A 25,777-nucleotide genomic window follows, 5' to 3' on the forward strand; every position below is an offset into this window, starting at 1 on the left:
TGGGCGCCTTCCGCCCGCGCGCTGTGCGCACCGCCGGTCGCCGGGTCGCGCCCCGGCACGGGGAGGCCGCTCACAGCCCCGCCTCCCTCCGGCCGCTCGGCATGCCCGTGCCGCTCGGCGAGTGCCCGGTCTGCGCCGGCACATCCGCGTCGACGGCGGGGCCGCTCGCGCTGCGGTCGCGCTGCTCGCGCTCGTCGTTCGCCTCGCTCATGATGCTGCGCGCGAGCCGGCCGACCAGCAGGCCCGCGACCCCGGCGATGGCGATGAACGTCCCGGGGCGCCGGCGCGCGAACGCCTTCACCTCATCGAGCACGTCGGCCGGCTCGCGCTCCTCGAGCCAGCGGGCGGCCGCGCTCGCGCGCTCGCCCACCTCGCTCACGAGCTGCGCGGCCAGGCCGCTCTGCGCACCGTCGGCCATGCCGCGCAGGTCGTCGCCGAACGTGTGCATGCCGTCGGCGGCACGGTGCTGCTGCGATCGCGCCTGCTCGCGCGCCTCGTGCATCGTCTGGTCGAGCAGCTGGCGGGCCTGCTGCTTCGCCTCGCCCGCCACCTGTCGCGCCTCGTCCTTGGCGGTGTCGGCGATGTGCTTGCCGGCATCCTTCGCGCTCTCGCCCACGTGCTGCGCCTCGTCCTTCACCGTCTCGGCCGTGCCCTGCCTCGACGGATCGGCCTCGGGCCACGACGAGCCAGGGACCGTCCTCGGCATGTCGGTCTCGGCCATCGCTGAGCCGGGCATCGCCGAGCCGGGCATCGCCGGATCGGTGCCGTAGGCATCGCCGAGCGGAGCGCCGCCGCTGTCTGGCGCGGCTCCTCCCAGATACGCTTCGCGGCCAGTGACGGGCTGACTGCTGTCGGTCATGGTTCATCCACCTCTCTGTGAACTGCCGGCCCGATCCCGGCGGCGAGTGCCACCGGGTGCGGGTTTGCGTGTCCCCCATCCTTGTCCCCCATGATCCGGTGTCAACGGGCGGACTCCCAGGTTTCGCGCTCCTTCCTCGCCGGAGGATTCCTCGAGCAGCGCCGAGCGCAGCCCGGCCGCGTCAGCGGCCCGTGGCACGCTGTCTGCATGGCCACGGATCGCGCGGATGCCCAGTCGCAACCGGGCGCGCCCGGCGGCAGCGCCGAGCGCCACGCGGTGTTCTTCCGCGATGCCGACGAGTTCCGGGCGTGGCTGGAAGCCAATCACGAGAGCGCGACCGAGCTCTGGATGGGCTTCAACGCGAAGCACGTCGCCCCGCGCGGCCTCACCTGGGCCGACGCGGTGCCGGAGGCGCTCTGCTTCGGCTGGATCGACTCGCTCTCGCAGAAGATCGACGACGACCGCCGCCGCCAGCGCTGGACGCCCCGCAAGCGCACCTCGGTCTGGTCGGCCGTGAACATCGCCCACGTCAAGCGGCTGACCGAGGAGGGACGGATGCGGCCGGCCGGCCTGGCTGCGTACGAGGCGCGGCCCGCGGACACCGGCGCCGGCTACTCCTATGAGAGCGCGCCGAAGGCGCTGCCGCCCGAGCTGCAGCGGCACGTCGACGCGTCACCGGCGGCGCAGGCGTTCCTCGCCGAGGCCACCCCGAGCTACCGCAGGACGGCCATCGGCTGGGTGCTCGGCGCCAAGCGCGAGGCCACTCGCGAGCAGCGCGCGAAGCAGCTCGCCCACGACTCCGCCGCCGGCCGCCTCATCCCGCCGCAGCGCTACGGCGAGACGCCGAAGTGGGTCGAGCGCGCCGCGGCTGCCGCTGCACGCGCTCGCTGAGCTACCGCGTCAGGTGGCGAGCCAGGTTCGCCAGCGACGATCCGAGCCCGAGCTCGTGATCCGACTGCGCGATGCCGGCCGGCACATCCGTCGCCGCCACGGTCACGCGGGTGCCCGCCTCCACCGGCTCCAGCCGCCAGCTCATGCGCATCTCGCCCCTGAAGCGCTTCTCGCCCGACTCGAAGGTCACCGCCTGCTCGACGCGCGAGCCTTGCACGAGCTCGACGAACCGCACGTGCGAGACGTCGGTGGTGGCATCCGTCTTCGTGTCTGCCGGATCGTCGAAGCGCAGCACGACGCGGAACCCGCCGCCCTCGCGCGCATCCATCTGCTCGATCGTTCCGGTCGCGCCCTCCGGCGGCAGCCATGCCGCGAGCGCGACCGGGTCGAGCAGCGCCTGGTAGACGACCTCGGGCGCCGCGTCGATCACCGTCGACGCCCGGTCGACGCGGCCCGCCTCGCGCGTGGATGCGCGATGCGCCTCGCCGCTCGCGATCGCGCGCACCATCGCGGCCAGCCCCAGGGCGAGGTCGTCGAAGGTGAGCGCCTCGCCGTCGTGCGTGACGACGGATGCGTCCGGTGACGCATCCGCGTCGGTCTCGGCCCCGACGGTGGCGCTGCCGTGCGAGCGCACCGCGGGCACGTGCACGAAGCCGCCGGGGATCGCGGTGCCGTCGCGGCGCAGCCCCGCGACCAGGTAGGCGACGTGGTTGCAGAGGAAACGGCCGGCGTCGTCGCTGGCATCGGCGGGCAGGCCGACGGCGAGCACCGCGCTCGCGAGCGCATCGGCGTCGAACGCCGACTCGCGGCGCGCGGGGCCGGCCGGATCGATCACGACGGCGCGCGGCTGATCGCCGGCATTGTCGGGGATGCGCGCGTCATCCTCGTTCACGCCCCAGCGCTCCGGCGTGATCGCCGAGCGGCCACCGGCCTCGCCGACCGCCAGTACCGCATCCGGAGCGTGCTGCTCGACGAGCGCAGCGAGCGCCGGCCCGGCAGCGGCGAACGCGACCGGGAGCGTGCCCGCGACCAGCTCGACGCCCGCCTGCGGGTCGGCCGCCCACGCATCCGACAGCCTGCGCACCGCCTCGGCACTCGCGTTCTCGGCGTCTCCGCCGAAGGGCTCGAAAGCAGTCACGAGGATCCTCATGGCACCATCCTGTCGCGCCACGACCGCCAGGTCGCACCGACCGTTCGGCCAGCGCCGTCGCCGGGCATCGAGCACTACAGCTCGAGGGCGACCGGGAGGTGGTCGGAGAGCGCGGGTCGCGGCAGCCGGATCTGGCGCGCTGGCGGCAGCGGGTCGGCGCTGAGCACGTGGTCGAGCTGCACGAGCGGCCGGTGCGACGGGAAGGTGGCGCCGCGCGCGAGCGAACGGGCCCCGGTCACGCGCCGCGCCAGCGCCGGCGGCATGTTCAGGTCGCCCATCAGCAGGCGCGGGCCGGGCAGGCGCCCCAGCCAGCGCATAGTTCGGCGCAGCTGCCGCACGGTGATGCCCGGCACGAACGAGAGGTGCGCGCAGGCCACCGTCCACACCCCCAGCGGTGTGCGGATCGTCGCCGCGACCACCGCGCGCGGCTCTTCGCGCGCCAGCGGCACGCCGCGCTGCAGGCGATCGCCGGGCGGCGCCCCGAAGCGCGCCGACGGCGGCAGTCGCAGCACGTGCCAGCGCAGCACCGGGTAGCGAGAGAGCAGCGCGATGCCGTACCCGTCGACCGCGGTGTTGAGATCGGCGTCGTCGGCGGCCCGCCACGCGCGCGCCGGGTCGCCGATGAGGGTGGGGACGAACAGCGAGGCCGCCCCGCCCATGGCCTCGGCGGCGATCGCCGTCAGGTCGAGCCCGCCCGAGCGTGGCTGGCCGCTGTCGACCTCCTGCAGGGCGAGCACATCGGCGTCGAGCGCCGCCACCGCGCGCGCCAGCCGCTCGCCGTCGACGGCGGGGCTGGTGAGGCTCCTGCCGTGGAGCACGTTCCAGGTGGCGAGCCGCATGCCCCCATCCTGCCCTCCCGCGAGGCGGCGTCGGACGCCCGCTGGCGCTCGACGCCGCCGCGGCGCGGCAAGATGGTCGCGTGACAGTCGCAGGCTTCGACATCGGTGGCACCAAGATCGCCGGCGTGGCACTCGCCGCGCCCGCTGGCGGCGCCGACCGCCACACTCTCGACGACGTGCTCGTGCGCACCCACCGGCCGCACCGCATCCACGGGCCCGAATCGCTCGTCGACGCCGTCGAGGCGAACGTGCGCGAGCTCGGCGAGCAGCTCGCCGCCGGCGGCCACCCGCCGATCACCGCCGTCGGGCTCGCGCTCGCCGCGTGGATGACGCGCGACCGCGAGACGGTCATCTGGGCGGCGCACCTGGGCGTGCGGAACGCCCCTGTGAAGGCCATGCTCGAGCGGCGCCTCGGGCTGCCGATCGTGCTCGACAACGACGCCGACGGCTACCTGCTCGGCGAGGACGCCATGGGTGCGGCGGCGGATGCGTCCACATCGATCCTGATCGCGCTCGGCACCGGGGTCGGGGGCGCGTACGTCGCCGACGGGCGGCCGCTCATCGGCGCCAACGGCCTGGGCGCCGAGCTCGGCCACGTCACGATCGACGAGGCGGGACCGCGCTGCTCGTGCGACGCCTACGGCTGCCTCGAGGCCTTCGCGGGCGGCAACGCGCTCGCGCGCGAGGCCGCCGGGGTGCCGGCCGCGGTGGCGCTGGCCGCGGCGGAGGCAGCCGAAGCCGCGGTCGGCGCGCAGCCGGGCGCCGTCGGCGCGCAGCCCGCCGCGGTCGGCGCGCAGCCGGGCGCCGTCGGCGCGCAGCCAGGTGCCGTCGGCGCGCAGCCAGCCGCCGTCGCGCCGACCGCCGTGCACCTCGCGGCTGCGGCGCGCGCCGGCGACTCGGAGGCGATCGCCGTGATGGACGGCGCCGCACGGGCGGTCGCCGCCGGGCTGCGGCGCCTGCTGCCGGCATTCGACCCCGAGGTGGTGGTGCTGGGTGGCACCGTGATGCTCACGTGCGCCGACCTGCTGCTGCCCGTGATCGAGCGCGAGCTCGCCGCGCACGCGCCGCTGCAGGGCGTGCCGCAGCCACGGCGGCTGGTGCTGGCGCAGCTCGGCGGCCATGCGGCCGCGATCGGCGCGGCGGTGCTCGCCGCGCACTGACCCGCGCCGGCCGCGCCGGCGCTCGCCGCGCGCTGACCCGCGCCGGCCGCACCTGCCACACCGCAGATATACAGCGATCGGCTCCTGGGAACGTGTCCGAGGAGCCGATCGCTGTATATCTGGCGCTGAGGTCAGCGCGGGGCGTCAGTGCTGCAGATCAGCCCTGCGCGCGGCGGGGTGCGCGGCGCTCGCCGCCCGAGCGACCGCCCGAGCGGCCGCCGGCGTCGCCGCCCTGCATCGAGCCGCCACCGGTCGACGACCAGGCGACAGCCGAGCCGCCGCGCGGAGCGCCGCCGCGGCCGCCCTGGCGAGCGGGCTGACCCGAACGGCCGGCGCCCTGGCCGCGCGACGCGCCGCCCTGGCCGCGACCACCGCGGCCACCCTCGGCGGGCTGGCCGCCACGGCCGCCAGCGGCACCCTGACCGCCACGGCCTGCAGCCGCACCGGCGGCCTCGGGGCGACCCGAGCGGTCGCGACGCGGGCGCTCGCCGCGAGCAGCACCGCTGCCAGCGCCGTGAGCCCCAGAGCCTGCGACACCGTCGCGCGCCGGGCCGCGACCGCGACCGCTGCCGCCGCGCGAGCGACCGCCGCCGCCCTGCGACTGCGGCAGCTCGTTGCCCGAGCCGGGGCCACCGGGAACCGGCGCCACGTGCGGGGCGTACGGGCCGACCAGCACATCCACCGCATCCGACGAGGCGGTCACGATCTGCGGCTGCACCTTGATGTCGGCCTTGCGCAGCAGCGTCATCGTGTCGCGGCGCTGCGCGGGCAGCATGACCGTGGCCACGTCGCCCGACGAGCCGGCGCGAGCCGTGCGGCCCGAGCGGTGCAGGTAGGACTTGTGCTCGATGGGCGGGTCGACGTGCACCACGAGGGCGACGTCATCGACGTGCACGCCGCGCGCAGCGACATCCGTCGCCACCAGCACGCGCACGGTGCCGTCGGAGAACTGCGCCAGATTGCGGTCGCGCGCGTTCTGCGACAGATTGCCGTGGAGGTCGACGGCCGGGATGCCGGATGCGGTGAGGTGCTTCGCGAGCTTCTTCGCCTGGTGCTTGGTGCGGGTGAAGAGGATGCGGCGTCCCTCGCCCGAGGCCAGGCGGCGCACGAGCAGGTTCTTGTCGTCGGGGGCGACCTCGAAGACGTGGTGCGTCATCGCGGTGACGGGCGAGTTCGCCTCGTCGACCGAGTGCATGACCTCGTTGGTGAGGAAGCGCTTGACGAGCTTGTCCACGCCGTTGTCGAGCGTGGCCGAGAACAGCAGGCGCTGGCCCGAGGAGGGCGTCTTGTCGAGGATCTTCGTGACGACCGGCAGGAAGCCGAGGTCGGCCATGTGGTCGGCCTCGTCGATGACGGTCATCTCGATCGCCTGCAGCGAGGCGATGCCCTGCTTCATGAGGTCCTCGAGGCGGCCGGGGCAGGCGACGACGATGTCGACGCCGTTCCGCAGCGCGGTCTCCTGCGGGCGCTGCGAGACGCCGCCGAAGATGGTGGTGACCGTCAGGCCGGCGGCCTTGGCCAGCGGCGCGATCTCGGTCGCGATCTGGGTGGCGAGCTCGCGGGTCGGTGCGAGCACCAGACCCAGCGGCAGGCCCTTGCGGCGGCCGCCGCCGGCGAGCTCGCCGGAGAGGCGGGCGACCAGCGGGATGGAGAAGGCGAGGGTCTTGCCCGAGCCGGTCTTGCCGCGGCCGAGCACATCGCGGCCTGCGAGCGTGTCAGGCAGGGTGTCGGCCTGGATCGGGAACGGGGTCTCACGGTTCGCGGCGCGCAGTGCGGCGACCAGCTTGGCGGGAACGCCCAGCTCGGCGAAGGTCGTGGTGACCTCGGGGGTGGTGATGGTGTCAGTCAAGGTTGCTCTTTCTGTGAGCGTGCGTGCGCACCCTGCCGCCCGCACACTCGTGCAGGCGTTCTTCTTGGGTGGGTGCGTCGACGCAATTCGGCGAGCGCGGCGGTGGCCGCGATCGTTCGCCGTGGAAGGTTCATCGACGTCCGGAGATTCCGGACGGAGAGAGGAGCGTTCAACGACGCAGGCGAGACGACTTCGATGCCGAGCTCGCGCAGTGCCCCCACTCTAGCAGGAGGGGTCTGACATCGCCTAGCGATCGGTCTCGGCGTCGCTCCCCGCACGGCGCGCGATCAGGGCGAGCCCGCCGCCGGGTCGCGCTGCGGGACCGGTACGACATTGCCGCTTCGAGCCACTGCAGGTGGCAATTCGGTACCGCTCGGGCCGGGCCGGCCGTTCAGGCGGAGGGGTTAGCGTCGGCGGCGACGGAAAGGCGACACCCCATGGCTGCAGCTTCGACTCCCGACGGCACGGCGCTCCTGCGCGACGACACGCTCGCGTTCATCAGCAAGGGCTACGGCTTCGGCCGCCACATCTGGCGCCGCGCCCGCAGCGCGACCTCGCGCGCGGTGCCGCTGCGGCTGCTGGGCGGCGACTCGCTGCTGGTGCGGGGCGCCGAGGGGGTCGACCTCTTCTACGACGAGGGGCGGATGCGTCGGCACGGTGCGATGCCCGCGTTCATCCAGGAGACGCTCTTCGGGCACGCCTCGGTGCACTCGCTCGACGGGGCGGAGCACCGCCACCGCAAGGCGACCTTCCTTGAGGTCGCCTACGAGGACGAGCAGGTGGTGCGGCTGCTGCCGCACCTGGAGCGCGAGTGGCGGGCGGAGCTGGACGCCTGGATCGCCGGCGGCGAGCGCTCAGCATACGACGCAGCGGTCGGCGCGCTCGGCCGCGCGATCATGCGCTGGGCCGGGCTGCCCGGCACCGCGGCGGCGAAGACCCGCTGGGCCGCGCGAGAGGCGCAGATCGTCGACGGCTTCGGGGTGCCCTACTCGCCCGAGTTCCTGCTCGCGGGCCTCAACCGGCTGTGGTGCGACCGGCACGCGAAGGAGCTGATCGAGGCGGTGCGCACCGGCACGCTCGAGGCGGCCGAGGGCACCGCCCTGCACGCCTGGGCCTGGCACCGCGACCCCGAGGGCGCGCTGCTCGAGGCGAAGCTCGCCGGCGTCGAGCTGCAGAACGTGCTGCGGCCGACGATCGCCGTCGCCCGCTTCGTCGCCTTCGCCGCGAAGCAGCTGCACGAGCGGCCCGAGTGGCGCGAGCGCATCGCCGCCGAGACCGCCGAGCGGGGCGCGCTCACCGAGGGGCCGCTGGCGACCGCGTTCGCGCAGGAGCTGCGCCGCACCGCGCCGTTCGTGCCGATGCTGCCCGCGCAGGCGATCGTCGACGTCGAGCTCGACGGCGAGCGCGCGCAGGCCGGCGACCGGGTGCTGATCGACATCCTCGGCACGAACACCGACGCCGAGTCGTGGGAGCGCGCGCACGAGTTCGACCCGGAGCGCTTCGTCGGCCGCGACGACTGGGAGTCGATCGCCGCGTTCATCCCGCACGGCGGCGGCGACCCGGCGACGGGTCACCGCTGCCCGGGCGAGAAGCTCGCCATCGCCGGGCTGGCCGCGGCGGTCGCGGCGCTGAGCGACCCGCGAGTGGCGATCCTCGGCGAGGGCCTCGAGGTGAATCGGCGCCGCCTGCCCACCAAGCCCGCGTCCGGCGGTCTCGTGCGCAGCGCATCCGCCCCCTCGTCCGCCGCCCGCTGCCCGTTCCACTGAGGCGCGGAGGCGAAGATTCCGGCCCCGCATCCAGCGAGCGGCGGTAGCGTGGGGGCACGACGAGGAGGTCGCCATGCAGCGCAGTTCCCAGAGCAATGCACAGGGCAGCAACACCCAGCACAGCGCTCGCGAGCGCGGGCCGATCATGCACCGCACCGCGCCCGAGGCGGCGCCCATGGTGGCGGGGCGGGCGACCGGCTGGGGCACGAGGCGGAACGCCGCCGTCGGCATCGGCATGCTGCTGTTCGGCATCATCGCGACGCTCGGCGCGCTCATCGCGCTCGGCACCCGCATGTTCCCAGCGTTCGTGGCCGCGCGCGAGAGCGGCGGCGATGCGGCGAGCTACTTCTTCATGGGCGCGTCCGGCTCGGTCGGGGAGCTCGTGCTGGTGATCGCGCTGATCGTGCTCGTGCCGGTCGCGATCGTGGTCGGCTGGCTCGGCTACCGCCGCGTCACCGACGACGGGCCATCCCTCGCGGGCATGCACCAGTCGAACTCGCCGGCCGCGATCTACAACGACCTCGGCGCCGGCCAGGGCTGATCAGCTGCCCGGCGCGCTCGGCAGCGTGAGGATCTCGGCGCCGTCCTCGGTGATCGCGATCGTGTGCTCGGTGTGCGCGGTGCGGCAGCCGGTGGCGCTGCGCAGCGTCCAGCCGTCGTCGCCGGTGACCAGCTCGGCCGTGTCGGCCATCACCCACGGCTCGATCGCCAGCAGCATGCCGGTGCGCAGCTCGTAGCCGCGCGAGGCCCGGCCGTCGTTGGGGACGGGCGGCTCCTGGTGCATCACGGTGCCGATGCCGTGGCCGCCGTAGTCGGTGTTGACCTCGTAGCCGGCCTCGCGCAGCACCGTGCCAATCGCGTGCGAGATGTCGCCCGTGCGACCGCCGGGCCGCGCCGCAGCGAAGCCGGCCGCGAGCGCCCGCTCGGTCGCGTCGATGAGCGCGCTGCTCTCGGGGTCCGGCTCGCCGCCGATGACGAAGCTGATGGCGGCATCCGCTGCGATGCCGTCGAGCAGCACGGCGAGGTCGAGGCTCAGCAGATCGCCGTCGGCGAGGCGGTAGTCGTAGGGCTTGCCGTGCAGCACCCCGTCGTTCACGCCCGTGCAGATGGCGTGACCGAAGGGGCCGTCGGCCCACGCGGGCGCGTAGTCGAGGTAGCAGGAGGTGGCGCCGGCCTCGGCGATGAGCTGCCGCGTCCAGCGATCGATCTCGAGCAGGTTCGTGCCCGCGACGCTGCGCTGCTTGAGGGTCTGCAGGATGCCGCCGACGAGCGCGCCCGTCGCGCGCCCGCGCTGCACCTCGGCGGGGCTCAGGATCTCGATCATGCCTCCATCCTGTCGCAGGCCGCCGTGCCCGTCACCGCCTGGCGAAGACGCTGCCGTTCGCCAGGCCGGCCTCGAGCCCCTCGAGTGTGCGGCCGCGCGTCTCCGGCAGCTGGGTCGCCACAAAGACGACCGCGAGCGCGCCGACCGCCGCGAACAGGAAGAAGGTGCCGGTGATGCCGGTCGCCTCGACGAGCGTCGGGAACCACAGCGCCAGCGTGCCGTTCGCCACCCAGTTCGCGAACGCCGCGATGCCGATGCCGAGCCCGCGCATCCGCAGCGGGAAGATCTCCGACAGGTACACCCAGGTCGCCACGTTCAGGAACGTCTGCATCGAGCCGACGAAGGCGACCACGAGCGCCAGGATGACGAAGGGGCGGATGGGGTGGCCCGGCTCGAGCGCGATGGACGCGACCCCGATCAGCACGTGGCACACGGTGGTGAGCCCGAAGCCGAGCAGGAAGGTCGTGCGGCGGTCGACGCTGTCCATCATCCACAGCGCGAGGAAGCCGCCGAGGACGGCGATCGCGCCCGGCGCCACGTTGGCGATCAGCGCCGCCTGCTCGTCGAAGCCCGACTCGACCAGCACGCTCTGCCCGTAGTACATGATCGAGTTGATGCCGGTGAGCTGCTGCGCGACGCCCACGCCGATGCCCACCAGCAGCATGCGTCGCAGCCAGCGGCTGCGCAGCACCGCCGCCAGCCCCAGCGGCGCGTGGTGATCGTCGGCGACCAGCTCGATCTGCGCGAGCTCGGCGACCGCCCGATCCTCTGCGCGCACGGTGCGCAGCACCGCGAGCGCCTCCTCGCGGCGCCCCTTCCTGGCGAGCCAGCGCGGCGACTCGGGCATGCGCAGCATGCCGACGAACAGGGCGATCGCCGGCAGCGCGCAGACGGCGAACATGATGCGCCACACCCCGTCGAGGTGGCCGAGGGTGATGCCGAGGATCGCGTTGACGATGAACGCCGCCAGCTGCCCGCCGACGACGGCCACCTCGTTGCGACCAGAGATCGAGCCGCGGATCTCGTAGGGCGCCATCTCCGCCAGGTACACCGGCACCACCGTCGAGGCGCCGCCGACGGCGAGGCCCAGCAGCACGCGGCCGACCACGAGCACCGCGAAGCCGGGCGCGAGCACCAGCACGAGCGTGCCGACGAAGAACAGCACGGCCAGGGCGACGAGCATCGTGCGGCGACCGAACGCATCCGACAATCTGCCGCCCGCGAGCGCCCCGATGGCGGCGGCGAACACGAGCGAGCTGGTGACGATGCCCTGCGTGAAGGCCTCGAGGCCGAGCTCGGCGCTCAGCGGCCGCAGCGCCCCGTTGATGACGCCGGTGTCGTAGCCGAACAGCAGCCCGCCGAAGCACGCGACGAGCGAGATGACGCCGAGCCGGGCGCGGTGCGGGCCGGGCGTCAGCGGCGGCAGGGCGGAGGTCATGCGTGCCTCCCCCGGTTCCCGTCGGGCCCGACATCGTCGATGATGCCCGCGGTCGCGAACATCCCCTCAGGATACGAGAGCGGTCACTCCTGCTTGACGAACCCACCGATCGGTACGCTCACGCCCTCGTTCGGGTTGGTGCCGAGCAGGCGGACGAGTGCGGCCTTCCGCGGCTGCTGGAAGGCACCCGCGGCTTCGCGGTCCACTTCGGCGAACAGCTCGAAGCGACGGCCGGACGCGTGCGCCTCGATCCAGTCGAGCACCTCCTGCACATCGACCGCGCCCAGCAGCGCGAATGCATCGAGCGCCCATGCGCCCTGCGGCGTGGGCTGCCAGAAGTTCACCCGGTACCCGGGGTCATCCATCTGGTCGCGCGGCTCCGCGTGGACGGTCTCGATCACTCGCATGCGCCCAATGTAGGCCAGCCTCGCGAGCTGGGCGAGGCGGTCCTGGAAGCGCCGGCATCAGTTCAGCGTGCGCCTCTCCACAGTCGATAGAAGATCTCTGGTCCGTGTCAGCGGTTCGACGTACCATCGGAGCATGGGACTGGACAAGGCGGAGATCGAGCGGGGCCTGCTGTCTCTGGCTCCGGCTGATCGCGCCATCATCATCGAGCGCGGACTACTCAGTCTCGAAGACATCGACGATGTGCCGCAGGCCGAGATCGATGAGGCTTGGCGCATCGAGATCGAGCGCAGGGTCGACGAGTATGTGAACGGCGACGCGCAGTTGGTCGACGCAGATGAGCGCTTCGCTCAGCGCAGGGCAAGGCTGGCCGCTCGCGTCGTATGAGGCTCCATCGGCGAGAGCACAGTCAGGCCGCCGATGAGTTTGACGCCGCGCTCGACTGGTACGCAGAGCGGAGCTCGACGGTGGCCGTTGCCTTCCTCGACGCGACCGAAGCCGCAATCGCACGCGTCGCCACATGGCCGAATCTCGGCCGAATCTCCGGCATTGGCGCTGACCGCGTCACTCCGATCCGAACCACACGGATCAAGGGATTCCCGTACAGCATCGTGTATCTCGTCGATGGCGGTCAGCTCGTGATCTTCGCCTACCCGCACGACCGGCAGCGTCCGGGGTACTGGATGCGACGCATCACAGACTGAAGTGCCGGCCCAATCTCCGAGATGTCCGTCAAGCCCGACATCGCATCGGATGTCAGTTGACGGGGACACTTCGTCAGCATCGGCAACGAGATGGCGCGAACGGCGCGCTTCCGGTTGGAACACGCGCCGCTTGCGGCCGCTCGCGGCTAGAGGTCGTCGAGCGGCTCGCCCTCGACGACGCCGGATGCGTCGGGCTGGGTGCCGGGGCGGGCGTCGGTGGTCGACGCGCCGGTGGCCGACGAGCCTGCAGCAGGCGAGCCGTCGGCGTCGAACGACCACTGCGCGGGCCGCTCGGCGTCGGCGCGGCCGACCCAGAGCCCCGAGCCGCCGGGGGCGACGTCGACCACGACGGTGTCGCCGTCGCGCACCTCGCCCGCCAGCAGCGCGCGCGCCAGCCGATCGTCGATCTCGCGCTGCATGAGCCTGCGCAGCGGTCGCGCACCGTACATGGGGTCGTAGCCGCGCTCCCCCAGCCACTGCCTGGCCGCATCCGTCACCTCGACCAGCAGGCGCCGCTCGTGCAGGCGACGGTCAAGCCCGAGCACCTGGATGTCGACGATGGAGCCGAGCTCCGACGGCGAGAGCGCGTCGAAGATGACGATGTCGTCGAGCCGGTTGACGAACTCGGGCTTGAAGGCCGCGCGCACCGCCCCCATCACCTGGTCGTGTGCCTGCACCTGCGGCACCGTCGGGTCGGTGAGGTAGGGCGAGCCCAGGTTGGAGGTGAGGATGAGGATGGTGTTGCGGAAGTCGACCGTGCGGCCCTGCCCGTCGGTGAGGCGGCCGTCGTCGAGCACCTGCAGCAGCAGGTCGAAGACCTCGGGGTGGGCCTTCTCGACCTCGTCCATGAGGATGACCGAGTAGGGGCGGCGGCGCACCGCCTCGGTCAGCTGCCCGCCCTGCTCGTAGCCGATGTAGCCGGGAGGGGCGCCGACCAGTCGCGCCACCGAGTGCTTCTCGCCGTACTCCGACATGTCGATGCGGACGAGCGCCTTCTCGTCGTCGAAGAGCAGCTCGGCGAGCGCCTTCGCCAGCTCGGTCTTGCCGACGCCGGTGGGGCCGAGGAAGAGGAACGAGCCGGTGGGCTTGTCGGGGTCGGAGACACCTGCGCGGGTGCGGCGCACCGCATCCGCCACCGCACCGACCGCCTGTCGCTGGCCGACGACGCGCTTCGCGAGCTCATCCTCGAGCGCCAGCAGCTTCTCGGTCTCGCCCTGCATCAGCCGGCCGACCGGGATGCCCGTCCAGGCGGCGACCACCGAGGCGATGTCGTCGCTCGTCACCTGGTCTCCGACCATGCGGGCACCGGCCTCTGCGGCGGTCGACTCGGCCTCGGCGAGCTCCTTCTCGACCTTCGGGATGTCGCCGTAGAGCAGCCGGCTGGCGCGCTCGAGGTCGCCCTCGCGCTGCGCCCGCTCGGCGCGGCCGCGCAGCTCGTCGAGCTGCTCTCGCAGGCCGCCGATGCGGTTGAGGCTCGAGCGCTCCGCCTGCCAGCGCTCGTCGAGCTCGGCCAGCTGCGAGCGGTGCTCGGCCAGGTTGGTCTCGAGCAGCGCGAGCCGCTCCTGCGAGGCCTCGTCGCGCTCGCGCTTGAGGGCGAGCCGCTCGATCTCCATGCGGTCGACGGTGCGGCGCAGCTGGTCGATCTCGGTGGGCGCCGAGTCGATCTCCATGCGCAGCCGGCTGGCGGCCTCGTCGATCAGGTCGATGGCCTTGTCGGGCAGCTGGCGGGCGGTGATGTAGCGGTTGGAGAGGGATGCAGCTGCGACCAGCGCGCTGTCGGCGATCGTGACCTTGTGGTGGGCCTCGTACCGCTCCTTGAGCCCGCGCAGGATCGCGACGGTGTCCTCCACCGACGGCTCTCCCACATAGACCTGCTGGAAGCGGCGCTCCATGGCCGCATCCTTCTCGATGAACTCGCGGTACTCGTCGAGCGTGGTCGCGCCGATCAGGCGCAGCTCGCCGCGGGCGAGCATGGGCTTGAGCATGTTGGAGGCACCCTGGCTGCCCTCTGCGGCACCGGCGCCCATGATGATGTGCAGCTCGTCGATGAACGTGACGATCTGCCCCTCGGCCTTGGCGATCTCGGCGAGCACGTTCTTCATGCGCTCCTCGAAGTCGCCGCGGTACTTGCTGCCGGCGATCATCGCGTTGACGTCGAGCCCGATGAGGGTCTTGCCCTTGAGGCTCTCGGGCACGTCGCCGGCGACAATGCGCTGCGCGAGGCCCTCGACGACGGCGGTCTTGCCGACGCCGGGCTCGCCGATGAGCACGGGGTTGTTCTTCGTGCGGCGCGAGAGCACCTGGCTGATGCGCCGGATCTCGCTGTCGCGCCCGATCACGGGGTCGAGCTTGCCCGCCCGTGCGATCGCCGTCAGGTCGGTGCCGAACTGCTCGAGCGCCGACTGCTGCTCGTCCTGCCCAGGCATCATGCCGCCCATCCTTGCCATCTATCCCCCTTGCCGTGCGCGGGCGCCTCCCCCGACGCATCCGCACGCATCCGAAACTTGAGTGGTGTTGACTCAAGTTTACTCGTGATCCTGGATGTTGGCTAGGAGCGCCCGTCACCGCGGGCGAAGCACGTTGTCGGATCCCAGCTAAGCTGTCCCAATCCCACTTTCTTGTCCCACGCGTGTCGCAACCCGTCCACGTAGTTGTCCCAGCGCACACTCGGAGGCATGAGCGGCAAGGGGCTGCTTGACACTGAGGTTCGCTACCTCACGGAAACCGGCGAGGACGTCACGACGACCGTCGGGACGATGGACCTCGATCGGGCGTCACGCTCCGAGCCGATCCGCCGGATCCGTTCCCATCGAGGTCAGCGCCACTACTCGGGCCTGTACTGGTCGTTCCGAACTCGCACCCACGTCGCCTACGAGAGCCGGCTCGAGCTCGAGCGACTCCTGCTCGCCGATGTTGATCCCGCGACCATGTGGCTCGCCGCGCAGCCGTTCAGCTCCGAGGGGCCGACGCTGACGGCTCGATCAGACATGTGCCGGACTTCTGCGTCTTACGGCGTGCCGATTGCCTGCTCGTCATCGACGTGAAGCCCGCGACGTTCGCGGCTCGACCAGATGTCGCTCGAGTCTTCGAATGGACTCGGCGGGTCTGCTCCGCCCGCGGGCTCGAGTACGAGGTTTGGACCGGTGAAGCGAGCCGTGCGCGCATCGCCGGGGTGCAGGCGATCGCGGTCGCGCGTCGTCACCCGCTACCGAATCGGGCAACGGTCGAGCATATTGCCGAGGCCTTCCGGCCTGGCGTGACCATCGACGAGCTTGGCCTCGTTGACGCCGTCGGCCGCCAGGGCATTATGCGTCTCATCTGGGAAGGCATCCTTGATGTCGACTTCGAGCGACTCGTCGACGGACGCACAGAGGTTTGGCTGAGGTAGGTATCGATGCGTGCTCGAGTCGTGGAGGTCGTGACCGGGTCGCAACTGTGGTTCGAGGGCGAACTCGTCGAGGTGCACGAGCTCCGATCGGACACGATCGTGCTCCAAGCTGGCGGGATGATGCGCACCTTGCCTGCGCGCGAGGTACTCCTGAACGTCGCACCACTCAGCGTCGAGGATGACCCAGCCGAATCGGATCCGGCCGCGGCGTCCAACATTGTGTTGAGCAACCTCACCGATCGCGATCGACAGAACCTCGAAAGGCGGCTCCAGGCCGTGGCGGCCGTGATGGCACTTCGCGAAGCCGGCGCGACGACTCGCGGCGCGTGCGAAGAACTCGAGCCTTCGATGCCGGTCAGCGCACGGACCCTGCGGCGCTGGGTGACGGCGTACACCGATGCTGGCCCCGCCGGCCTTGTCGATCCACGCGTCGCCTCCCAACGATCCTCCGTGGACTCCCGCTGGGACGAAGCATGTCTGGCCGTCCTCCGCGAGTTCGTGTTTGCCTCGACGCCCACCATTGACGTGGTCATCGACCGGGCGAACCGCGGTGTCGCCGAGGCGCACGGCAAGGGCGTGGTCGCGTGTCCCGCCCGGTCGACGGCGTATCGCCGGGTGAAGGAGCTGTCGAAGGGCCGGCACGCGTTCGGGTCCGCGAAGCAGCGCCGCTCGGTCGCCGACCGGCCGGTCGGCCCCTTCGGCAGGCTGCGCCCCACAAGACCGGGCGAGTACGTCGTGCTCGACACGACACCACTGGATGTATTTGCGATGGAGTCTGCGACCGGAGAATGGCTCCCGGTCGAGCTGACGGTCGCGCAGGACCTCTACACCCGCTGCATCCTGGGGCTCCGCCTGACGGTGGGATCGACGAGCGCCTCGGACGTTGCGAGCGTGCTCTACCAGTGCACGACCACGCAGATCGATCAGGACAGTGAGCAGAGCTGGCCTTTCCACGGAGTCCCCCGCAATCTGCTGATCGGCACTGAGGTGCCCGACGGCGTGTCACAGGAGCGCGTCGCGGGCCTGCCGGCGTGCCTGCCGGAGGCGATCATCGTCGATCACGGCAAGCCCTACCTGTCCGCGCACATCATCGCCGCCTGCGCCCGGCTCGGCATCACGATCCAGCCGGCGATCCCACACAAGCCGACCGACTATCCCGAGGAATCGGTTATCCCGAGTCCGCTGCGGGATCGGCGTGCCCGCGGGGTGCTGCGTGCTGATTCCTCGGGATTACTACCTGAGACCGGAGAGCTTGAGGATGAGGTCGTCGTCTCCCTTCCAGGCGGGGGCGAGATCCGGGGCGGGGCTGGCCGCTCTCTGGATGGCCTCGCGGACCATCTGGTTGTCTGCCGATGCGTAGATGCTGGTGGTGGCGATGTTCGCGTGCCCGAGGAACTCCTTGATGTGGGGTACCGGCACGCCGGCGCGCAGCATCTGCATCGCCCGAGCGTGCCGGAGCTGATGGGCGTGGATCCGCTCCGGCAGCTCCGGACAGCTCTGACGGGCGGTGTCGGCATGCTTGTTGAGCAGGTAGGTGATGTTGTCCTGGCTCATCTGCTGGTGCCGACCGGCGCGGACGGTGTAGAACAACGTCGCGTCGGGGTCGGGGGTGCCGGGGTGGAACGCGTGCAGATATTGATCGAGGTGACGGCCGGTCTTGTCCATGATCGGCATCGTCCTGGTCCTGCGGCCCTTCCCGGTCAGCGTCACTCGTCCACGGCCAGGGGTGGTGTCGATGTCCGCCGGCGTCAGATCCAGGGCTTCTTGGATGCGCGCGGCGGTATCGAATACGACCAGGATGAGGGTGGTGTCTCTCACGCCACGCGGTGTGGCCTGGCCTGGCGCGGCGATCAGCGCATGCACGGCGGTCATGCTCAGCGCGTCCGGCGACGGAGCCGGGGCGCGCATCGATCGGACCTGTTTCACGCCCAGCCAGACGGCCACCAGCGTCGGATCCTCCGCGGCGCAGAAGGCGAGGAACGACTTGATCGCCGCCAGCCGCTGATTCGCCGAGGACGGCGCCAGGTGTCGGGTCTCGACCAGCCAGCTGCCGAACCCGGCGATCGTGGCATGGTCGATGGCGTCGAAGGTGACCTCGGCCAGTCGCAGTCCTCGTGTCTCGCGCAGGTAGTCCAGCAGCGCCGTCAGCGCGGTCTTGTAGGAGCGGATGGTGTGCGGGCTGAGCCGGCGGGCTCTGGGCAGGTGGACGGTCAGCCAGGCGCGGACCAGGCCGAAGAAGTCACCCGAGGACATCGGATGCCTCCGCGAGATCGGACTCGATGCCGGTATTGGCGAGTCGGCGCAGGTCGGGATGGAAATCGGCGGCGAGGTGGAAGTAGTACCAGGTGTGCTCGGGACTGGTGTGCCCCAGCTGCAGACTCAGATACGCCAATTGCTCCAGCGGGTCTTGGCCGGCGCGTGCCCACCGGTTGATCGTCTCGATGACGTGCGCGTGCCGCAGATCGTACGGCCGGGGCGCAGCGCCGAGACGTGCCGACACCGCCGAGCCCGCGGCGGCCAGGAGCTCGCCGAACCAAATGCTGAGGGTCGACGGCGAGTAGCAGCTGCCCGAACGGTTGGGGAAGAACGCCACCCGCTCCGGATGATGTGCGCGGATGGCGGCGTCGTAGGCACGGCAGTAGTCGTGCAGGTCGGGCGACATGAACACGGTCCGGTCCTTGTGCCCTTTGGACTCGCGGATGTGGATCGCGCCGTGTCCCAGATCGACGTCGTTGCAGTGCAGCCGGATCGCCTCGCCGGGTCGCAGGCCCAGGCAGTAGAGCATCCGGAAGATCACGGGGATGATCAGGTGTCGTCGCCCGCCGGAGGGCGAGGGGCGAACCTGGTCGGCGGCGTCGAAGATCGCCCGCAGCTGGGCGGGCGAGAAGGTGTGCGGGCGGTAGCGGACTTGCTTGCCCGGGATCCCGGCAGGAATCACGTACGCGTCGACGCCGAGGCCGATCATGTGCTTCGCGAGCTGCCGGATCGGCGTCACCCGCCGCACCTGGGAGTTGACGTGCTCACCGGGCCGGGCGACGACCCATTCCTTGCCCATCTCCGCGGTCAGCGTGGACTGCCCGGGATGGTGTCGAGCACACATTGTGTCGAAGCCGCGCAGGTGCCGCTCGGACGTGTCGTACGGCAACCCGATCGCGTGCTTGAGATCCAGAAGACCCTGGATAGAGCCGGCCAGGCCGGAGACGAACGGAGCAGTCATGCCCACGCCGCGTTCGGTTCGATGCCGACGAAATCGAGGCAGCACTGTCGCAGCCGCTGCTCATCGGCGGAGAGGTAGTGCTTCACCGAGTCGGTCCCGCGGTGGCCCAGCGCAGCGGAGATCACCGGCAACAGCGTCCCGTCCGCGAGCATCCGTGTCGCCAGCGACGCCCGCAGCACACGGAAACCACGGCCCGTGTCGCGGTCGGCGGCCGAGCCGGCGCGGTCGAACGCTCACGCGGCCACGTAATACAGGCTCGACGAGGGCGACAGCGCGGTGAACGGCGCCAGAGCGCGCAGGAAGACGTGATCGTCGACCGCCCCGGCAGGTCGGCCACGGAGGAGGTAGTCGGCGATCGCGTCGCCGACATCGGTCAGCAGCGGCAACGTCAACGACGTCCCCGTCTTGTGCTGGACGACCGTGATCAGGCCCTGCCGCCAATCGATGTCCCGCAGCCGCAGCCCCGCGATGTCGATCGGCCGCAGACCGGTCCTGGCTGCCAACAGCAACATCGCCCTGTCCCGCAGCCCCGCCGGTGCGCTCAGATCAGGCGCGTTCGTCAACTCCTCGATGCGCTCAGCTGTGAGAACGCGGACCGTGCCGACCCGTCGGAACACCCGTCGCGGCACCGCTCGGGACAGCCCCGTGCATCGGCCGGAGTCCTCGAGGAAGCGGCAGAGCACCCGCAGCGCGGTCACAACTGTCCGCATGCTCCCCGGCCGATAGGAGCCGCTGAGGAACACCACCGCACCTGCCATGTCCGCGCCAGACAGGTCCGAGATGTCGGTGACGCCGCGCACCGGTAGCCATCCGAGCGCCGTGCGAGCGACCGTCGCATACAGATTCTTCGTCGAGACCGCCAGTTGCTGGCGGTCGAGCCAGGCCTCGAACTGCTCCTGCACCGGGCGGAACACCTCGTTCAGCGCGTCGTTGGGGTGTCCCGATCGGGACAACTTCCACTCGTAGCCGCCCGTCCTCGCGACCTCGGCCAGCACCAGCACCGCCTTGCGCAGCAGCTTGCGCTTCCACTCCTTGAGGCGGCCTTCCCGATGCTCCGATGTTGACGGCCATGTGAAACTGCCCGTAGGCGGTCACGAGAACTGCCCATAGTTGGCCAGCAGAGCTGCCCGCTGGTGGCCATGAGTTCTGCCCACGTCTGCTGGTTCCGCTCCGCGCGTCGTCGCGGTGGCGGGGCCCCTCCCCGGGTTCGATGACGGTGCTTGATGCCGTGTCGGTGCCCGGGAAGGGGCTGTTGTGAAGTCTGACGGAGAGATCATGGAAATTCTGGAAGCGTACGACCTGACCGGGTCGTTCCGGGCCGCTGCGGAGCTGGCGGGATGCTCGCATCACACGGTCGCCGCGCATGTCGCGGCAAGGGACGCGGGGCGGCCGATCGGGGCGTCGGCGCCACGGTCGAGGGTGATCGATGGGTTCCTGGAGAAGGTCGAGGAGCTGGTCGAGCGCTCGCAGGGGAAGGTGCGGGCGGACAAGGTGCACGAGCGCCTCGCCGCGTCCGGCTTCGACGGCTCGGAGCGGTCCACGCGGCGGGCCGTCGCGGAGGCGAAGACGGCGTGGCGGGCGGGCCGGCGCCGGGTGCATCGGCCGTAGATCGCCGAGCCGGGGCTGTGGTTGCAGTACGACTTCTGTGTTTTGTCAAGTTGAAGTCGGCCGTTTGAGCGCGGATTTTCCGGCCACGTGTGCACGGATTCCGGCCAGCTGAGCGCGGCCGGTATTCGTGGCGTGGGCTGGGTCAGTGCGGGTGCTCGTCGCTGCCCGCGGGCGGGACTGGGGGGCTGTCGGCGAGCCGCTCCAGGACCGTGAGGGCGGCAGCGAGGTGCCCGGTGATGTGGCCTCTGGTATCGCCGTCGGCGACGGTGTCGGCGCGGGCGTCGGTGGTCGTGAGCGCATGGTCGATGCGGCTGATGGCTTCGTCGGTCGTGGCCTGCCATTCGCGGTCTCGTTCACCGATCGCGATCGTGGTGGCCGTGTGGCTGCGCGTGCGCGCGGGGGCGGGGTCGTCATTGCTGTGCTCCTCCGTTGGGCTATTTCCGCTGCTTCCGCGGACGCCGCTCGTCGTCGCCAAGCCACTGCTGGATCACCGACTCCAGCCCCGCCAGCACCACCGAGCCCGGCCGCGCCGCCGCCACCGGCACCACCGGGGAGAAGTCCACCGCCCGCGTGTACTTCGTCACCGAGTCCCGACTCACTGGGCTGTGTCAAGTTTCGTAGACGATCTCTTTGTGGATCAGGCGGCGATCGCGGCCTGAAGGGTGTAGTCGGCGCGCGCTTCGGCGGGCGTGCGGTAGCCGAGGCTCGAGTGGAGCCGCTGCCGGTTGTAGAAGACCTCGATGTACTGCATCACGTGGAACCTCGCCTGCTGGCGGGTGGCGAAACGATGCCGGTAGTACATCTCGTTCTTGAGCATCGAGAACCACGACTCGGCGACAGCGTTGTCGTGGCACGAGCCGGTGCGACCGACCGAGAGTCGCACGTCGAGCTCCTTCGCGAGAGCGGCGTATTCAGCCGATGTGTATTGAGCTCCGCGGTCCGAGTGAAAGATCGCGTTCGGTGCGATGCGGCCGTGCGCGTGGGCCATCCGCAGCGCGTCGCTGATCAGCTCGGTGCGCATGTGCGCGGCCATCGACCAGCCCACCACTTCACGGTTGTGGAGGTCGATCACGGTCGCCAGATAGAGCCATCCCTCGCCCGTGCGCAAGTAGGTGATGTCGCCCACGAGCCGCTCGCCGGGCCGGCAGGCGGTGAAGTCCCGGCGGATCAGGTCGGGGCGGTCGTGCTCGTCGTCGGCGGCGATCGTGGTGCGCTTGCTCGTCCGGGGCTGGATGCCGAAGATCCCCAGCTCGTTCATGATGCCGCGCACCAGCCCCTCCGAGGCGCTGATGCCGCGCCGAGCGAGCGCGGCGAGCACCCGCCGGAACCCGTTCACGCCGTTCGACTCAGCGTGTATCGTGCGGATCTGCTCTGCCAGCCACGTCCGCCGGGCTGCGGTCGGCGAGAGTGTGCCCTGCCGTTTCGCCCAGGCGTAGTAGCCGGCGCGAGAGACCTCGAGGAGCCTGGCCATGAGGCCGATCGTGTGGTTGGCCTTCTCCGCGTGCATGAGCGTGAACTTCTCGCTCACCGCTGTTCCTTCGCGAAGAAGGCCGCGGCTTTTTTCAAGAACGTGTTCTCCTCCGCCAGCCTGCGATTCTCCGCCTCCAGCCGCGCGATCCGCAGCGCCTCGGGCGCCGGCGGCGCCGTCTCAGGGTCGGGGTGCTGCGCCCGGTAGGTCTTCACCCAGTAGCCCAGCGAGCTCTCGTTGATCTCCAGCTCACGCGCGACCTGCGCGATCGGCCGGCGCCCCTGCACCACCAACTGGACCGCGTCGGCTTTGAACTCCGGCGTGAACGTCCTGCGATTCGTAGACATGATTCCCTGTCGTGCCTTCCTGGTAACGACTGTCTACGAGAAGTGTCACACCCCAGCGGATGGTGCGCCGATCAGGGTTGACTGCAACTGCCCGCCCGGGCACGAGCTCTATGCCGAGCGGCGCGACGTCCTCGAGCGCCGCCTGCTCGACAGTGAGCAAGCCGGGCAGCAGCCCCTTGTCGACCAAGGTCCGGTTGTACGGCGCGTGCGGCTCGTCATGCATGATGCGCACGGAACCGGCAAAGCCCAGTCCACGCAGCGTCACGGCTGCCGAGTGTCCGGCAGCTCCGGCTCCAATGATCAGCACGTCCGACTCGAGCATCGACATCGCCCGCTCTCCCTTCCCTTGACCGCGTACCCGGCTAGGTATAGCGTCGTGCTGAACGATACCCCCCAGGGGTATCTTGTCAAACGGAAGGAAGGCACCATGAGCAACTCCGAGTTCCAGGTCACCGGCATGACATGCGGTCACTGCGAGGCAGCGGTCCGCGCCGAGGTCGAGCAGGTCGTCGGCGTCGAGAACGTCGACGTGAGCGCGCAGACCGGGCGCCTCGTGGTCACCGGCTCGCAGCCGATCGACGACGCAGCCATCCTCGCCGCGGTCGACGAAGCCGGCTACGAGGCGGCCTCACTCCGATGAACACCGGCGCCCGATTGGGCATCTATGGCGCTGGCCTCGTGTTCGCGTTCGGCGGGACCTTCGCCATCGCCGGCGCGTTGGTTCCCGACGATGCCGCCGCCAATTGGGCGCAAGACGACCCGGCCGGCCACGGGGACCCGGCCGCCAGCACGGCAACACCATCGCAACCCGGGCAGCGAGCGCAGGAGATCGACGTGACCGGAGTGACCATCGCGCGATCGGGCCTCACGATCGGGCCCATCGATGCTCCCGCGACGCTCGACGCGACGCACTCGGCGGACAGCGAGGACGCCACCGATGAACCGGCAGGCACCGACAGCGACGCCGAGCACGACGGACACTGACCAGGAACGAGCCCCGGATGCGCCCGGCGCACCGACGAGGAGACGACCATGACGGACTTGCAAGCAGCGGCTGCGGCTTCCAGCGTGGAGCTGGAGATCGGCGGGATGACGTGCGCATCCTGCGCGATGCGGATCGAGAAGAAGCTGAACAAACTCGACGGGGTCACCGCGACCGTGAACTACGCGACCGAAAAAGCCAAGGTGTCTGCACCCGCAGACTTCGACCCGGCGCTGCTGATCGCCGAGGTCGAGAAGACGGGCTACACCGCAGCACTTCCCGCCCCGGAGCAGTCCTCGACGACCGACGACGACGGCGAGGCCCCGGATGCGGAGCTGGTGAGCCTGCGACACCGACTGATCGGCGCCGTCGTGCTCACCGTCCCCGTCATCGCCATGGCGATGGCACCGGTGCTGCAGTTCACCTACTGGCAGTGGCTCTCGCTCGCGCTCGCCGCGCCGGTGATCGTGTGGGGCGCGTGGCCGTTCCACAAGGCGGCGTGGACGAACCTGCGGCACGGTGCCGCGACGATGGACACGCTCATCTCGATGGGCACCAGCGCGGCGCTGCTGTGGTCGCTGTACGCCCTGTTCTTCGGCACCGCCGGCGTCCCCGGCATGACGCACCCGTTCGAGCTCACCGTCGCCCCCAGTGACGGCGCCGCGAACATCTACCTGGAAGTCGGCGCCGGGGTGACGATGTTCATCCTGGCCGGCCGCTACTTCGAGAAGCGCTCCAAGCGGCAGGCCGGCGCGGCCCTGCGCGCACTGCTCGATCTGGGCGCGAAGGACGTCGCCGTGCTCCGTGAGGGCGTCGAGATCCGCATCCCGACCAAGGATCTCGCGGTCGGTGACGAGTTCGTCGTCCGGCCGGGCGAGAAGATCGCCACCGACGGCATCGTCGTCTCCGGCACCTCCGCCGTCGACGCCTCCATGCTCACCGGCGAATCGGTGCCCGTCGAGGTCGGGGAGGGCGACACCGTCACCGGCGCCACCGTCAACGCGGGCGGCCGCATCGTCGTGCGAGCCACACGCGTCGGCTCCGCCACGCAGCTGGCCCAGATGGCGAAGCTCGTGGAGGATGCGCAGTCCGGCAAGGCCGAGGTGCAGCGCCTTGCCGACAAGATCTCCGGCATCTTCGTGCCGATCGTGATCGTCATCGCCGTGGGCACGCTCGGCGCCTGGCTCGGCGCCGGCTTCCCCGCCGCGGCCGCATTCACCGCCGCCGTCGCCGTGCTCATCATCGCCTGCCCCTGCGCGCTCGGTCTCGCCACCCCCACCGCGCTGCTGGTAGGCACGGGGCGCGGCGCACAGATGGGCATCCTCATCAAGGGGCCGGAAGTGCTCGAGTCCACACGCCGCATCGACACCATCGTGCTCGACAAGACCGGCACCGTCACCGCGGGGAAGATGACCCTCACCGACGTGCACACCGCCGACGGCACCGACCGGACCGAACTGCTCCGCCTCGCGGGCGCCCTGGAGGACGCGTCCGAGCACCCGATCGCCCAGGCCGTCGCGAAGGCCGCGGTGCAGGAGCTCGGTGCGCTGCCTACTCCAGAAGGCTTCACGAACATCGAGGGCAAGGGCGTGCAGGGCCTCGTCGACGGGCACGCGGTGATCGTCGGCCGGGCCTCGCTGCTGGCCGACTGGTCCCTGCACCTATCTGCCGAGCTCGCCAAGGCGAAGGCCGCAGCCGAGCGCCAGGGGAAGACCGCGATCGCCGCCGGCTGGGACGGTCAGGCGCGCGGCGTGCTCGTCGTCGCCGACACCGTCAAGCCCACGAGCGCGGCCGCCGTGGCGCAGTTCAAGCGCCTGGGACTCACGCCGGTGCTGCTCACCGGCGACAACCAGACCGTGGCCGAGCAGATCGCCGCCGAGGTAGGCATCACCGAAGTGATCGCAGAGGTGCTGCCGCTGGACAAGGTCGACGTCATCACTCGACTGCAACGCGAGGGCAAGGCTGTCGCGATGGTCGGCGACGGCGTGAACGACGCCGCCGCCCTCGCCCAGGCCGACCTGGGCCTCGCGATGGGCACCGGCACCGACGTCGCGATCGAAGCCTCCGACATCACGCTCGTCCGCGGCGACCTGCGCAGCGCCGCCGACGCCATCCGGCTCTCCCGGAAGACGCTCGGCACCATCAAGGGCAACCTGTTCTGGGCCTTCGCCTACAACGTCGCCGCCATCCCGCTGGCGGCGCTCGGCCTGCTCAACCCCATGCTCGCCGGCGCGGCGATGGCGTTCTCCAGCGTCTTCGTCGTCGGCAACAGCCTCCGCCTCCGCAGCTTCAAGAGCGAGGCGGTGGACCCCGCACCGACAGCCACGGCCGCACCGCGTCCTGCGGCGCGGTCGGCAGCAGTCGCCATCCATCACTGAGAGG

The 25,777-nt window shown here is 71.1% G+C and carries 27 protein-coding genes and 1 pseudogene; 11 read left to right on the top strand and 17 right to left on the bottom strand.

Translation table 11 applies throughout. The annotated features are described in order from the left end of the window. Positions 1-70: 70 nt before the first annotated feature. Positions 71-859 carry a hypothetical protein gene (locus tag J1M46_RS10260; protein ID WP_206447710.1) on the bottom strand — a complete coding sequence of 263 codons (789 nt, stop codon included), beginning with the start codon at positions 857-859 and terminating at the stop codon, positions 71-73. Between the two features lie 207 nt (positions 860-1,066). Between J1M46_RS10260 and J1M46_RS10265 the strand changes: the two genes are divergently transcribed. After that, positions 1,067-1,750 (top strand): YdeI/OmpD-associated family protein, encoded by a 684-nt coding sequence (locus J1M46_RS10265; protein WP_206447711.1) that lies wholly within the window; start codon positions 1,067-1,069, stop codon positions 1,748-1,750. 1 nt (position 1,751) lies between these two features. Here the strand turns inward: J1M46_RS10265 and J1M46_RS15420 are convergent, their stop codons facing one another. Beyond that, positions 1,752-2,900 (bottom strand): pyroglutamyl-peptidase I family protein, encoded by a 1,149-nt coding sequence (locus tag J1M46_RS15420; protein ID WP_241249086.1) that lies wholly within the window; start codon positions 2,898-2,900, stop codon positions 1,752-1,754. A 74-nt stretch (positions 2,901-2,974) separates the two neighbouring features. After that, the gene (locus J1M46_RS10280) at positions 2,975-3,739 is read right to left on the bottom strand and encodes an endonuclease/exonuclease/phosphatase family protein (protein WP_206447712.1); all 765 of its coding nucleotides are present in this window, start codon (positions 3,737-3,739) and stop codon (positions 2,975-2,977) included. 80 nt (positions 3,740-3,819) lie between these two features. Between J1M46_RS10280 and J1M46_RS10285 the strand changes: the two genes are divergently transcribed. Further along, a complete protein-coding gene (locus J1M46_RS10285; protein ID WP_206447713.1) occupies positions 3,820-4,899 on the top strand; it encodes an ROK family protein in 1,080 nt (359 codons plus the stop codon). 157 nt (positions 4,900-5,056) lie between these two features. Here the strand turns inward: J1M46_RS10285 and J1M46_RS10290 are convergent, their stop codons facing one another. Further along, positions 5,057-6,748, bottom strand: coding sequence for a DEAD/DEAH box helicase (locus tag J1M46_RS10290; protein WP_241249087.1), 1,692 nt, complete (start codon positions 6,746-6,748; stop codon positions 5,057-5,059). A gap of 437 nt (positions 6,749-7,185) precedes the next feature. Between J1M46_RS10290 and J1M46_RS10295 the strand changes: the two genes are divergently transcribed. Further along, on the top strand, positions 7,186-8,514 hold the full coding sequence (locus J1M46_RS10295; RefSeq protein ID WP_206447714.1) for a cytochrome P450: 1,329 nt from the start codon (positions 7,186-7,188) through the stop codon (positions 8,512-8,514). A gap of 73 nt (positions 8,515-8,587) precedes the next feature. After that, entirely contained in the window at positions 8,588-9,055 is a 468-nt protein-coding gene (locus tag J1M46_RS10300; protein WP_206447715.1) for a hypothetical protein, read from the top strand. Here J1M46_RS10300 and map read toward each other — a convergent pair whose 3' ends face one another. The 3 genes from map to J1M46_RS10315 all read right to left on the bottom strand — a co-directional run bounded on the left by map (position 9,056) and on the right by J1M46_RS10315 (position 11,683). After that, entirely contained in the window at positions 9,056-9,838 is a 783-nt protein-coding gene (gene map, locus J1M46_RS10305) for a type I methionyl aminopeptidase (protein ID WP_206447716.1), read from the bottom strand. A 31-nt stretch (positions 9,839-9,869) separates the two neighbouring features. Next, positions 9,870-11,276, bottom strand: a complete 1,407-nt coding sequence (locus J1M46_RS10310) for a sugar porter family MFS transporter (protein ID WP_206447717.1) — start codon at positions 11,274-11,276, stop codon at positions 9,870-9,872. A gap of 83 nt (positions 11,277-11,359) precedes the next feature. After that, entirely contained in the window at positions 11,360-11,683 is a 324-nt protein-coding gene (locus J1M46_RS10315; protein WP_206447718.1) for a hypothetical protein, read from the bottom strand. 133 nt (positions 11,684-11,816) lie between these two features. Between J1M46_RS10315 and J1M46_RS10320 the strand changes: the two genes are divergently transcribed. Continuing rightward, positions 11,817-12,068: an addiction module protein gene (locus J1M46_RS10320; RefSeq protein WP_206447719.1), complete on the top strand. Its 252-nt coding sequence runs from the start codon at positions 11,817-11,819 to the stop codon at positions 12,066-12,068. After that, positions 12,065-12,385, top strand: coding sequence for a type II toxin-antitoxin system RelE/ParE family toxin (locus tag J1M46_RS10325; protein ID WP_206447720.1), 321 nt, complete (start codon positions 12,065-12,067; stop codon positions 12,383-12,385). The genes J1M46_RS10320 and J1M46_RS10325 overlap by 4 nt, the downstream gene beginning before the upstream one ends. Before the next feature lie 146 nt (positions 12,386-12,531). On the opposite strand, the gene J1M46_RS10330 is transcribed toward J1M46_RS10325, so the two are convergent. Continuing rightward, the gene (locus J1M46_RS10330) at positions 12,532-14,832 is read right to left on the bottom strand and encodes an AAA family ATPase (protein ID WP_206447721.1); all 2,301 of its coding nucleotides are present in this window, start codon (positions 14,830-14,832) and stop codon (positions 12,532-12,534) included. 228 nt (positions 14,833-15,060) lie between these two features. On the opposite strand from J1M46_RS10330, the gene J1M46_RS10335 reads away from it, so the two are divergent. Beyond that, positions 15,061-15,429 (top strand): hypothetical protein, encoded by a 369-nt coding sequence (locus tag J1M46_RS10335; RefSeq protein ID WP_206447722.1) that lies wholly within the window; start codon positions 15,061-15,063, stop codon positions 15,427-15,429. Between the two features lie 161 nt (positions 15,430-15,590). On the opposite strand, the gene J1M46_RS10340 is transcribed toward J1M46_RS10335, so the two are convergent. The 5 genes from J1M46_RS10340 to J1M46_RS10360 all read right to left on the bottom strand — a co-directional run bounded on the left by J1M46_RS10340 (position 15,591) and on the right by J1M46_RS10360 (position 19,985). Further along, on the bottom strand, positions 15,591-16,340 hold the full coding sequence (locus J1M46_RS10340; RefSeq protein WP_206447723.1) for a hypothetical protein: 750 nt from the start codon (positions 16,338-16,340) through the stop codon (positions 15,591-15,593). A 666-nt stretch (positions 16,341-17,006) separates the two neighbouring features. After that, complete coding sequence (locus J1M46_RS10345; protein WP_206447724.1) at positions 17,007-18,026, bottom strand: tyrosine-type recombinase/integrase; 1,020 nt, start codon at positions 18,024-18,026, stop codon at positions 17,007-17,009. After that, positions 18,013-18,990 carry a tyrosine-type recombinase/integrase gene (locus J1M46_RS10350; protein ID WP_206447725.1) on the bottom strand — a complete coding sequence of 326 codons (978 nt, stop codon included), beginning with the start codon at positions 18,988-18,990 and terminating at the stop codon, positions 18,013-18,015. The genes J1M46_RS10345 and J1M46_RS10350 overlap by 14 nt, the downstream gene beginning before the upstream one ends. After that, positions 18,987-19,142: a hypothetical protein gene (locus J1M46_RS10355; protein WP_206447726.1), complete on the bottom strand. Its 156-nt coding sequence runs from the start codon at positions 19,140-19,142 to the stop codon at positions 18,987-18,989. Before J1M46_RS10355 ends, J1M46_RS10350 begins: the two co-directional genes overlap by 4 nt. An 81-nt stretch (positions 19,143-19,223) precedes the next feature. Then, positions 19,224-19,985 (bottom strand): tyrosine-type recombinase/integrase, encoded by a 762-nt coding sequence (locus J1M46_RS10360; protein ID WP_206447727.1) that lies wholly within the window; start codon positions 19,983-19,985, stop codon positions 19,224-19,226. Positions 19,986-20,244: 259 nt separating this feature from the next. Here J1M46_RS10360 and J1M46_RS10365 point away from each other — a divergent pair. Beyond that, a pseudogene (locus J1M46_RS10365) lies at positions 20,245-20,595 on the top strand (IS21 family transposase); the annotation flags it as partial. A gap of 145 nt (positions 20,596-20,740) precedes the next feature. On the opposite strand, the gene J1M46_RS10370 reads toward J1M46_RS10365, so the two are convergent. The 4 genes from J1M46_RS10370 to J1M46_RS10385 all read right to left on the bottom strand — a co-directional run bounded on the left by J1M46_RS10370 (position 20,741) and on the right by J1M46_RS10385 (position 22,741). Further along, complete coding sequence (locus tag J1M46_RS10370; protein ID WP_206447728.1) at positions 20,741-21,073, bottom strand: hypothetical protein; 333 nt, start codon at positions 21,071-21,073, stop codon at positions 20,741-20,743. Then, positions 21,033-21,182, bottom strand: coding sequence for a hypothetical protein (locus tag J1M46_RS10375; protein ID WP_206447729.1), 150 nt, complete (start codon positions 21,180-21,182; stop codon positions 21,033-21,035). Before J1M46_RS10375 ends, J1M46_RS10370 begins: the two co-directional genes overlap by 41 nt. Positions 21,183-21,235: 53 nt before the next feature. Then, a protein-coding gene (locus J1M46_RS10380; protein WP_095376931.1) for an IS3 family transposase occupies positions 21,236-22,413 on the bottom strand; the annotation gives its coding sequence in 2 pieces (ribosomal slippage) (positions 21,236-22,155 and positions 22,155-22,413; 1,179 coding nt in all). Beyond that, positions 22,316-22,741 (bottom strand): FAD-dependent oxidoreductase, encoded by a 426-nt coding sequence (locus tag J1M46_RS10385; protein ID WP_206447730.1) that lies wholly within the window; start codon positions 22,739-22,741, stop codon positions 22,316-22,318. Before J1M46_RS10385 ends, J1M46_RS10380 begins: the two co-directional genes overlap by 98 nt. Positions 22,742-22,840: 99 nt before the next feature. On the opposite strand from J1M46_RS10385, the gene J1M46_RS10390 reads away from it, so the two are divergent. The 3 genes from J1M46_RS10390 to J1M46_RS10400 are packed head-to-tail and all read left to right on the top strand — an operon-like array spanning position 22,841 to position 25,773. Beyond that, positions 22,841-23,053, top strand: coding sequence for a heavy-metal-associated domain-containing protein (locus J1M46_RS10390; protein ID WP_206447731.1), 213 nt, complete (start codon positions 22,841-22,843; stop codon positions 23,051-23,053). Next, positions 23,050-23,397 carry a hypothetical protein gene (locus tag J1M46_RS10395; protein WP_206447732.1) on the top strand — a complete coding sequence of 116 codons (348 nt, stop codon included), beginning with the start codon at positions 23,050-23,052 and terminating at the stop codon, positions 23,395-23,397. The genes J1M46_RS10390 and J1M46_RS10395 overlap by 4 nt, the downstream gene beginning before the upstream one ends. Before the next feature lie 48 nt (positions 23,398-23,445). After that, positions 23,446-25,773 (top strand): heavy metal translocating P-type ATPase, encoded by a 2,328-nt coding sequence (locus J1M46_RS10400; protein WP_206447733.1) that lies wholly within the window; start codon positions 23,446-23,448, stop codon positions 25,771-25,773. Positions 25,774-25,777 lie beyond the last annotated feature (4 nt).

The sequence above is a fragment of the Agrococcus sp. KRD186 genome (assembly GCF_017168255.1).
Classification (GTDB): Bacteria; Actinomycetota; Actinomycetes; order Actinomycetales; family Microbacteriaceae; genus Agrococcus.

Coding starts and splice junctions, on each gene's coding strand:
- J1M46_RS10320 (WP_206447719.1), top strand. CDS start 11,817: ATGGGACTGGACAAGGCGGAGATCGAGCGGGGCCTGCTGTCTCTGGCT.
- J1M46_RS15420 (WP_241249086.1), bottom strand. CDS start 2,900: ATGAGGATCCTCGTGACTGCTTTCGAGCCCTTCGGCGGAGACGCCGAG.
- J1M46_RS10300 (WP_206447715.1), top strand. CDS start 8,588: ATGCAGCGCAGTTCCCAGAGCAATGCACAGGGCAGCAACACCCAGCAC.
- J1M46_RS10330 (WP_206447721.1), bottom strand. CDS start 14,832: ATGGCAAGGATGGGCGGCATGATGCCTGGGCAGGACGAGCAGCAGTCG.
- J1M46_RS10280 (WP_206447712.1), bottom strand. CDS start 3,739: ATGCGGCTCGCCACCTGGAACGTGCTCCACGGCAGGAGCCTCACCAGC.
- J1M46_RS10350 (WP_206447725.1), bottom strand. CDS start 18,990: ATGACTGCTCCGTTCGTCTCCGGCCTGGCCGGCTCTATCCAGGGTCTT.
- J1M46_RS10400 (WP_206447733.1), top strand. CDS start 23,446: ATGACGGACTTGCAAGCAGCGGCTGCGGCTTCCAGCGTGGAGCTGGAG.
- map (WP_206447716.1), bottom strand. CDS start 9,838: ATGATCGAGATCCTGAGCCCCGCCGAGGTGCAGCGCGGGCGCGCGACG.
- J1M46_RS10355 (WP_206447726.1), bottom strand. CDS start 19,142: ATGCTCGCGGACGGGACGCTGTTGCCGGTGATCTCCGCTGCGCTGGGC.
- J1M46_RS10260 (WP_206447710.1), bottom strand. CDS start 859: ATGACCGACAGCAGTCAGCCCGTCACTGGCCGCGAAGCGTATCTGGGA.
- J1M46_RS10315 (WP_206447718.1), bottom strand. CDS start 11,683: ATGCGAGTGATCGAGACCGTCCACGCGGAGCCGCGCGACCAGATGGAT.
- J1M46_RS10345 (WP_206447724.1), bottom strand. CDS start 18,026: ATGTCCTCGGGTGACTTCTTCGGCCTGGTCCGCGCCTGGCTGACCGTC.
- J1M46_RS10310 (WP_206447717.1), bottom strand. CDS start 11,276: ATGACCTCCGCCCTGCCGCCGCTGACGCCCGGCCCGCACCGCGCCCGG.
- J1M46_RS10385 (WP_206447730.1), bottom strand. CDS start 22,741: ATGTCGATGCTCGAGTCGGACGTGCTGATCATTGGAGCCGGAGCTGCC.
- J1M46_RS10390 (WP_206447731.1), top strand. CDS start 22,841: ATGAGCAACTCCGAGTTCCAGGTCACCGGCATGACATGCGGTCACTGC.
- J1M46_RS10335 (WP_206447722.1), top strand. CDS start 15,061: ATGAGCGGCAAGGGGCTGCTTGACACTGAGGTTCGCTACCTCACGGAA.
- J1M46_RS10265 (WP_206447711.1), top strand. CDS start 1,067: ATGGCCACGGATCGCGCGGATGCCCAGTCGCAACCGGGCGCGCCCGGC.
- J1M46_RS10395 (WP_206447732.1), top strand. CDS start 23,050: ATGAACACCGGCGCCCGATTGGGCATCTATGGCGCTGGCCTCGTGTTC.
- J1M46_RS10325 (WP_206447720.1), top strand. CDS start 12,065: ATGAGGCTCCATCGGCGAGAGCACAGTCAGGCCGCCGATGAGTTTGAC.
- J1M46_RS10295 (WP_206447714.1), top strand. CDS start 7,186: ATGGCTGCAGCTTCGACTCCCGACGGCACGGCGCTCCTGCGCGACGAC.